The following is a 257-nucleotide window of genomic DNA, read 5'->3' as shown; positions in this document are numbered from 1 at the left end:
CCCCATCGTCTAGAGGCCTAGGACACCGCCCTTTCACGGCGATAACCGGGGTTCGAATCCCCGTGGGGACGCCAGGAGCACCAGCAGTATCGTGGGGGTATAGCTCAGCTGGGAGAGCGCTTGCATGGCATGCAAGAGGTCATCGGTTCGATCCCGTTTACCTCCACCACAGACAGAAGCCCTGCAGCAGCAAGCAGGCAGTTTCAGCCAGTGTTGGCTGAAGCAGAAGGTTAAAGCGCGGAGTGGTAGTTCAGTTG

General features: G+C 58.8%; 1 tRNA gene. It reads left to right on the top strand.

The features are described 5' to 3' along the window. Window positions 1–93: 93 nt before the first annotated feature. Window positions 94–169 (top strand) — tRNA-Ala (locus B4920_RS26955). Window positions 170–257 lie beyond the last annotated feature (88 nt).

The sequence above is a fragment of the Zoogloea sp. LCSB751 genome, from assembly GCF_002028455.1.
Taxonomy (GTDB): domain Bacteria; phylum Pseudomonadota; class Gammaproteobacteria; order Burkholderiales; family Rhodocyclaceae; genus Zoogloea.
Note: the sequence above shows the minus strand (reverse complement) of the source record. Positions and strands in the feature narration are given on the sequence as shown.